Source organism: Bordetella petrii (assembly GCF_020991325.1).
GTDB classification, from domain to species: Bacteria; Pseudomonadota; Gammaproteobacteria; order Burkholderiales; family Burkholderiaceae_B; genus Bordetella_A; species Bordetella_A petrii_E.
Window position 1 is genome coordinate 1 of the sequence record NZ_JAJMLX010000368.1, and the last position, 3638, is coordinate 3638.

Genomic DNA, 3638 nt, shown 5'->3' on the forward strand with positions numbered 1-3638 from the left:
GACCGCGGCCTGGGCCAGCCCACCACGGCGGCGGCCCTGGCGGCGCTGCTGCTGGCCTGGTGGCCTTTGTCGCTGATGCCCTGGTCGCTATGGGCCCTGGTGGCTGGCATCGTGCTGCTGGACCTGGGCGGCCAGGCGCTGCACGTCAGCAACCAGAGCATGATCTTCCGCACCCGGCCAGAAGCGCGCAGCCGCCTGGTGGGCTTGTACATGCTGTTCTATGCCATGGGCAGCGGACTGGGCGCCATCGGCGCCACGGCCGCCTACGCGCGGGCGGGGTGGCAAGGGGTGTGCATCTTGGGCGCCGCCATCAGCCTGTTGGCGCTGCTCTGCTGGTGGGCGACCCTGCGCTACATGCCCGCGGCGCAGCCTTCCACTTTTTCCAGGTAGGCGTGGAACAGCCCGACATGCACCTCGGCGCTGTCGCTGCCGTTCTCCCATAGATCGCCGGCCTGGAAACAGACATCGAAAGTAGCCTGGCGCGCGCAATCCAGGCCATGCGCCGCGGCGTCCGGATACGGATAAGCGGGCGACACGCCCACGATCTTGCCCGTCTTGCCCCGCACATAGGCCGGCATGCGGATATGGCCGGGCACGAACAGGTTGCGCACCCTGACGGTGTCGCCGATTTTCAGGCCGGGCAAGGCGCCTTCGTGCGTGCGGCCGGGCTTGCTCGGCACCGACAGGGGCACGGCCTCGCCCGCCGCCCGACGGAACTCTTCGGCCGTGATCAGCCCTTTTTCCAGGCACAGGCTGGCCACAGCCGTAAAAGTGCGCTCGAAATACGAGGCCGACAAATAATGCGCCGGCGCCATGCGCTCGATGGCGTGGCGGTACTCGTCCATGTTGAAACAGTGCTGGCCCACCAGGCGCCCCATCAACGCGCTGATCTTGATTTCCCAGTTTTCTTTCAGCCCGGCGCGCTGGGCTTCTTTCTGAATGAAGCCGAACCCCTGCTTGCCGCCCAGGTCGTGCATGCCATCCATGTCGTTTCCTTTTGAGTCAGTTGGCGGGAGCCGCCGCCGGGGCCGCGAACGGCGGTTCCAGGCGCGCCACGCCGATCAAGTGGTCTTGCGCGATCAGGCCGGCCAACTGGGCTTCACTCCAGCCTTCGGTGCCCGGCGGACGCATCGGCAATACCATGTACCGGGTATCGGTGGTGGTGTCCCAGATGCGCAGCTTCATGGCCGGCGGAAGCTGCAGCCCCATCTCGGCCAGCACATTGCGGCCTTCGCGCACGATGCGCGCCCGGTAATTCACGTCTTTGTACCAGCCGGGCGCCATGCCGATGATGGTATAGGCCGTACAGGAACACAGGCTGCAGCAGATCACGTTGTGCAGGTCCGCCGTGTTTTCCTTGACCACCAGGCTGCCATGGTGTTCCGGCATGGCGTACCCCAGTTCGGCGGCGACCGCCTTGCCGTCGGCAAGCAGCGCTTGCTTGAATTCGGGGTCGAGCCATGCACGTGCGCAAAGCCCGGCGCCTATGGCGGGCGACCACTCTACCGTGGCCTTGTGCGCGTAGTCGGACACGGTGCGCTCGTCGATGAGCCCCTTGGTCTGCAGTAATCCGGCCAGCGCATCCACGCGCCGGCTCATATCAGGCATAGACATAAAGACTTCCCCAATCCGGTAACCAGCGCCGGCCGGACGACCGAGCCTGCGTTCGATATTACTGTAGTTGGCCGTGGACCCGGCCACGCCGCCTGTATGTGCATGTATCGGTACAAACAGGATTATCATGGCCTGGACAGTTCGCCTGCGGCTCCACATTTCCGCCACCGCGAGGCCCCATGCGCCCCACTCCCGCCATCGCACTCGCTACTTTGCTGGGCACCCTGTTCTACCTGGCCCTGGCCATCATCGGCTACGGCGGCGTGGCGGCGTTCTTTGCCCATCCCGCCCGCATTGCCCTGGCCCTGGTACTGTTCGCGCTGGCCATTACCGCCATGTTCAGCGGCGGCAATCTCAACCCTGGCGAATACGAAGACCGCGACAACCGCTGGGTGCTGACCGCCTTCGCCATCATCGGGCTGCTGAGCGGCTGGGCCCCCGCCTATACCGACCGCCACGCGCTGTGGGTCATCGATGGCGATGCCACGCGCTGGCTGGGCGTGCTGCTGTTTGCCGCGGGCGGAACCTTGCGCTTGTGGCCGGTGTTCGTGCTGGGACGGCGCTTCAGCGGGCTGGTGGCCATTCAACCCGGCCACGAACTGGTTACCACCGGCATCTACGGCACCATCCGCAACCCCAGCTATCTCGGTCTGCTGATCAGCCTGCTGGGGTGGGCGCTGGTGTTCCGTTCGGTGGTGGGCATACTGCTGATGCTGTGCGTATTGCCGCCGCTGATCGCCCGCATGCGCAGCGAAGAAAAACTGCTGCGGGCGCACTTCGGCGTGCAGTACGAGGCCTACCGCAAGCGCACCTGGCGCCTGGTTCCCTGGGTCTACTGAGCCCTGCTATGGAACATCGTCCAGCGTGGCCAGAAAGGCCGCCATATCGCGCGCGTCCTGTTCGCTGACGCCCAGGTCGGGCATGGCCGATGCGGGATCGATGTCCTGGGGGTTGCGCAGCCAGCGCACCATATTGGCGGGCGTATTCGGCAGCAGGCCGGCAATGTACTGCTGGTTCGCCATGCCCTCCAACGGCGGCCCCACGTGCCGATTGGCGCCCACCACGCCGGGAATCGCATGGCAGGTGACGCACAGGTACTGCTGCATGGCCAGCCGCCCTGCTTCGGCATCGCCCGGCCGCAGAGGCGAATCCGCAACCGCCGGAGCAGCTGCGGCAGGCTCTCGGGGGTGGCGCTGGTTCCAGTCGCGGTATTGCACGGGCGACAATTGGGGCAGCGTTTTCATGAAGGCCACCACGTCCCAGATTTCTTCGTCGCTGATGCGGTACTGCCAGGCTGGCATCCCCGTCATCTTGACGCCGTACCGTATCACCCAATACACCTCGCCGGCCGGCCAGTGCCTGGCTGTATCCACCAGCGAGGCCGGGGCCGGCATCAGGCCGCGGGCGAATGGATCGGGCGCGACGCCGGGTGCGCCGTGGCACTGCACACAGTGGGCGCGGAACAGCCTGAAGCCGTTGATGGCGCGCTCGGGATCATCCAGCGGCGGCACGTCCACACGGGCCGCGCGTACCGTCACGGCGCGCTGCAGGGCGATGTCCAGCACATGATTCACGGGCGCGGTGTGGGGCCGGGTGGCACTGCTGTCGTACCAGCCGCTGTACACCAGGCCCACGGCGCCTACTATGCCCACGGCGGCAGCCGCCCCCAGGGTAAGGCCTATGATGCGCAGGCGGGAAGTCATGGCGGCGTCCTTCAGCGCAGCGTCAACAGATAAGCGGCCACGTCGCGGGCCTCGGCCACGCTGAGGCCTACCTTGGGCATGGCCGTGTGCGGCGCCATGGCCGGCGGATCCAGCAGCCAGCGCACCAGATTGTCCGGCGTGTTGGCAACAACCCCGCCCAGGTAGGCGCGGTTGCCCAGTTGCCGCAACGACGGCCCCACGCGCGCGTGCGCCCCCTTGATGCCGGGAATGGTATGGCAACTGATGCAGCTGGGGCCATGGCAGTGGTTCTGGATGCTTTTCTACGGGTTCGCCACCTGGGGCAACGCGGGCTTCATGCGC

The 3638-nt window shown here is 66.5% G+C and carries 6 protein-coding genes; 2 read left to right on the plus strand and 4 right to left on the minus strand.

All coding sequences use genetic code 11. The annotated features are described in order from the left end of the window. Positions 1–390: MFS transporter (locus LPZ50_RS22995; RefSeq protein ID WP_230665143.1), on the plus strand; the 390-nt coding region annotated here is incomplete at its 5' end. Here LPZ50_RS22995 and nthB read toward each other — a convergent pair. Both nthB and LPZ50_RS23005 read right to left on the minus strand, forming a co-directional pair. Continuing rightward, positions 351–986 carry a nitrile hydratase subunit beta gene (nthB, locus tag LPZ50_RS23000; RefSeq protein ID WP_230665144.1) on the minus strand — a complete coding sequence of 212 codons (636 nt, stop codon included), beginning with the start codon at positions 984–986 and terminating at the stop codon, positions 351–353. The two genes, LPZ50_RS22995 and nthB, sit on opposite strands and share 40 nt — an antisense overlap. A gap of 16 nt (positions 987–1002) precedes the next feature. Further along, on the minus strand, positions 1003–1614 hold the full coding sequence (locus tag LPZ50_RS23005) for a nitrile hydratase subunit alpha (protein WP_230665146.1): 612 nt from the start codon (positions 1612–1614) through the stop codon (positions 1003–1005). A gap of 179 nt (positions 1615–1793) precedes the next feature. Here LPZ50_RS23005 and LPZ50_RS23010 point away from each other — a divergent pair, with 179 nt between their 5' ends. Continuing rightward, positions 1794–2453 carry a methyltransferase family protein gene (locus LPZ50_RS23010; protein ID WP_230665148.1) on the plus strand — a complete coding sequence of 220 codons (660 nt, stop codon included), beginning with the start codon at positions 1794–1796 and terminating at the stop codon, positions 2451–2453. 6 nt (positions 2454–2459) lie between these two features. Here the strand turns inward: LPZ50_RS23010 and LPZ50_RS23015 are convergent, their stop codons facing one another. Further along, the gene (locus LPZ50_RS23015) at positions 2460–3317 is read right to left on the minus strand and encodes a c-type cytochrome (protein ID WP_230665150.1); all 858 of its coding nucleotides are present in this window, start codon (positions 3315–3317) and stop codon (positions 2460–2462) included. Positions 3318–3328: 11 nt separating this feature from the next. Further along, positions 3329–3517: a c-type cytochrome gene (locus tag LPZ50_RS23020; protein WP_230665152.1), complete on the minus strand. Its 189-nt coding sequence runs from the start codon at positions 3515–3517 to the stop codon at positions 3329–3331. Positions 3518–3638 lie beyond the last annotated feature (121 nt).